We start from the raw sequence: 4,295 nt of genomic DNA, 5'->3' as shown, positions 1-4,295 counted from the left end.
GCGGAGTCGAGGGGGACGTAGGCGGCGCCGGCCTTGAGGATGGCGAGGAGGGCGACGAGGGAGTCGACGGAGCGCTCGAGGCAGAAGGCGACCCGGACTTCGGGCCCGACGCCGCGAGCGCGAAGCAGGTGCGCGAGCCGATTGGCGCGCTGGTTGAGGGCAGAGAAGGAGAGGGAGGCGGAGTCGTCGAGGACGGCGAGCGAGTCAGGCGTGAGGGCGGCCTGGGCCTCGAAGAGCTCGTGGAAGGCACCCTTCCAGGGCATCTCCCGGCGCGTCGAATTCCAATCGACGAGCACGCGGCGGCGCTCCTCGGCGGACAACATCGGCAGCTCGCCCACGAGCGTGTCGGGGCCGTTGATGGCCGCCTCCAGCAGCGTGTGCAGATGCCCCACCCAACGCTCGATGGTCGCGTCGTCGAACAGGTCCACCCGGTAGCTGAGCCCACCGGCCAGCCCGTCCGGCGTCTGTGACAACGTGAGCGTGAGGTCGAACTTCGTCGTCTGGTGGTCCTGCGCGAACGGCTCCAGATGCAGCGGCGGACTGTCCTCGGTCGCGCTCGCCACGGTGCGGCTCGCGACGGGGATGTTCTGGAGCGACAGCATCACCTGGAAGAGCGGCGTGTGGCTCAGGCTGCGCTGGGGCTTCAGCTCCTCGACGAGCTTCTCGAAGGGCACATCCTGATGCTCGTAGGCCGCGAGCGTCGTGGCCCGGACCTGGGCGAGCAGCTCACGGAATCGCAGTCCCGGACGGACCCGGGTGCGCAACACGAGGGTGTTCACGAAGAAGCCGATGAGCCCCTCGGTCTCCGTCCGCGTGCGGCCCGCGATGGGCGAACCCACGGCGATGTCGTCCTGCCCCGAGTAGCGCGAGAGGAGGACCTGCCACACGGCGAGCAGCGCCATGAACGGCGTGGCGCCCTCCTGGCGGCAGAGGACGGCCAGTCGCTCGGTCAGCTCCCGCGACAACCGAACGGGACGCGAGGCTCCGCGCGGATTGCGGACAGGCGGACGCGGCTTGTCCGTCGGCAGCTCCAGCAGCGGCGGCAGCTCACCGAGCTGCTTCCTCCAATAGGCGAGCTGCTGCTCCAGCACGTCGCCCTTCAGCCACGAGCGCTGCCACGCGGCGAAGTCCGCGTACTGGATGGGCAGCGGCGCGAGCCGCGCCTCGACGCCCGTGGAGAACGCCTCGTACAGGGACGCGAGCTCCTGGATGAGCACACCCATCGACCAACCGTCCGAGACGGCGTGGTGCAGGGTGACCAGCAGCACGTGCTCCTCGGCGGCGAGGCGCAGCAACATGGCGCGCAGCACCGGCCCTCGCGCCAGGTCGAACGGACGCTGGGCCTCCTCGGTGGCGAGACGCACGGCGCGCTCCTCGCGCTCCTCGGTGGGCAGGATGCCCAGCTCCACGACGGGCAGCACGAACGCCCGCGCCGGATGGATGACCTGGATGGGCTCCCCGTCGCGCGCGAGGAACGTGGTGCGCAGGGACTCGTGACGCTCGACGAGCGCGGTGAAGGCGCGCTCCAGCGCCGCGACGTTCAGCGTGCCGCGGAGCCTCAGCGCCGAGGGGATGTTGTACGCGGAGCTGCCGGGCTCCAACTGGTCCACCAGCCAGAGCCGCTGCTGCGCGAAGGACAGCGGCAGCTCTCCCGTGCGAGGCGCTGGCACCAACGGCGGCGCCTGCGTCCCGGTCTCTCCCCTCACGGCCAGGATTCGCGTGGCCAGGGCGGAGATGGACGATGCCTCGAACAGGGCGCGCAAGGGCAGCTCGACCTCGAAGGCCCTCCGGACGCGCGAGACCACCTGCGTCGCGAGCAGCGAGTGTCCACCCAGCTCGAAGAAGTCGTCGGCGACGCTCACCTTGTCGAGTCGCAGGACGTCCGCCCAGATGGCCGCGAGCAGCTCCTCGGTGGGGTTTCGTGGCGCGACGAAGGCGGACGAGGCGAGGGTGTCGGGCGCCGGCAGGGCCTTCCTGTCGAGCTTCGCGTTGGCGGTCAGCGGGAAGGCCGCCAGCGGGATGAGGAACGACGGGAGCATGAACTCGGGCAGCCGCTGCTTGAGGAAGGCGCGCAGGGAGGCCGGGTCGACGGGCGAGGACGCCGTGAAGTACGCGGTGAGGCGCTTGTCCCCGGGCACGTCCTCTCGGACGAGCGCGAGGGCTCTCGTGATGGACGAGTACTCACGCAGCGCGGCTTCGATCTCCGCCAGCTCGATGCGGAAGCCACGCAGCTTCACCTGCGAGTCGGCGCGGCCCAGGAAGTCGAGGGTGCCATCCGCGCGCCAGCGGACAAGGTCGCCCGTGCGGTAGAGGCGCGCACCCTGCGACGCGGAGAAAGGGTCGGGAACGAACCGCTCGGCCGTGAGGTCCGGGCGGAGCAGGTAGCCGCGAGCGAGTCCCTCGCCACCGATGAAGAGTTCTCCGGTGACCCCCGGAGCCACGGGTTGGAGCGAGGCGTCGAGGACGAGGAGCCGCGTTCCCTGGATGGGCCGACCGATGGGCAGCGTGGCGCCGATGTCCTCGGCGCGTGTGATGGCGAAGGTGGTGGCGAAGACGGTGGACTCGGTGGGGCCGTAGGCGTTGGTGACCTGCGCGCCCCAGGCCGTCAGCGCCTTGCGGGCGTGGACCGGCGAGACCACGTCGCCGCCGGTGAGGACGTGCTGCACCGTGCTCAGCCCCGGGAGCACCGCGTCCGCGAGCTGCGAGAACAGACCGCTGGTGGCCCACAGCGTGGACACGCCGTGCCGCGAGACGGTGAGTTCGATCTCCTCCAGCGACAGCGTGTGGGCCGGCGGCACCACGAGCCGAGCGCCGTGCAGCAGCGCGCCCCAGATTTCGAACGTCGAGGCGTCGAACGAGATGGGCGCGAGCAGGACATGGGTCTGCTCGGGGCCGAAGCGCGTGTACGTCGCGCCGACGAGCGTCCGCAGCACGCCAGCGTGAAGTGTCCCCACGCCCTTGGGCCTGCCGGTGGAGCCGGAGGTGAAGTCGACGTAGGCGAGCGACTCGGGGAGGGCCAGGGAGGGCAGCGGTCCAGCGGGCTGGGCGGAGGTGTCGACCTCCTCGAGGACCAGCGTGGTGACGCCTTCGGTCGGCAGCTTGGAGACCAGCGCGCGTGACGTGAGGAGCAGGCGCGGCTGGGTGTCCTCCATCATGGCGAGGAGCCGGTGCGACGGATAGGACGCGTCGAGCGGCACGTAGGCCGCGCCCGCCTTGACGATGGCGACGAGCGCGATGACCAGCTCGAAGGAGCGCTCCAGGGAGAGCGCGACGCGGTCATCGGTGGTGACGCCGTGGTGGCGCAGGAGCCGGGCGAGCTGGTTGGAGCGCTCGTCGAGCTGCCGGTAGGTGAGCGCCGTTTCGCCGAAGACCAGGGCGGGGGCGTCGGGCGCGAGCGCCACGGCGCGGGCGAAGGCCTCGGGAATCGTGGAGTCGACGGGGGCGCTCAGCGGCGCCGAGGCCCAGTCGACGAGGACCTGCCGGCGCTCGTCCTCCGTGAGCATGGCGTGCGCGGAGACCGGCGCGTCGAGGTTGTTGACGATGGCTTCGACGAGGCGCTCGAAGTGACGCGCCATGCGCTCGGCGGTGGCGCGCTCGAACAGGTCGGTGTTGAAGCTGAGGCCTCCGAAGAATCCCTCGGGGGACTCGACGAGGCTGAGCTGGAGCTCGAACTTCGAGGTCCCGCCGCTGATGTCCACCGGGCTCAGGGAGAGCTCATGCGTCTGGACACCCGAGGCCGGCGTGTTCTGGAGGACGAAGAGGACCTGGAACAGCGGGCTGCGACTCATGTCGCGCGTGGGCTGAAGCTCCTCGACGAGACGCTCGAAGGGGATGTCCTGGTGCGCGTAGGCCCCGAGCGCCGCCTCCTTCACCTGTCGCAGCAGGTGCGGGAAGGACGCGTGCACGTCGACGCGGGAGCGCAGGACGAGCGTGTTGACGAAGAAGCCGATGAGCCCCTCGAGCTCCGAGCGGTGACGACCCGCGATGGGGGAGCCGACGGCGATGTCATCCTGGCCCGAGTAGCGGGAGAGCAGGAGCTGCCACACGGCGAGCAGGGCCATGAAGGGCGTCGCCCCTTCCTGCTGGCACAGGCTCTTGAGCTTCTCCGTGGTCGCGAGCGGAAGGGTGATGAGCGCCACATCGCCCGCGGACGTCTGGACGGCCGGACGCGGCTTGTCCAAGGGCAACTCGAGCGTCGTGAGGTCCGCGAGCTGGTGACGCCAGTAGTCGATCTGAGCGTCAAGGACAGGGCCCTGGAGCCAGGAGCGCTGCCAGACGGAGAAGTCGGCGTACTG

General features: G+C 70.5%; 1 protein-coding gene. It reads right to left on the bottom strand.

The genetic code is table 11. The features are described from left to right. The coding region (locus K8640_RS42270; RefSeq protein WP_223752264.1) for a non-ribosomal peptide synthetase at nucleotides 1–4,295 on the bottom strand (4,295 nt) is incomplete at both ends.

The sequence above is a fragment of the Myxococcus sp. XM-1-1-1 genome, from assembly GCF_020037095.1.
Classification (GTDB): Bacteria; Myxococcota; Myxococcia; order Myxococcales; family Myxococcaceae; genus Myxococcus; species Myxococcus fulvus.
The sequence above is the reverse complement of the archived record's forward strand: the minus strand, read 5'-3'. Positions and strand labels throughout refer to the sequence as shown.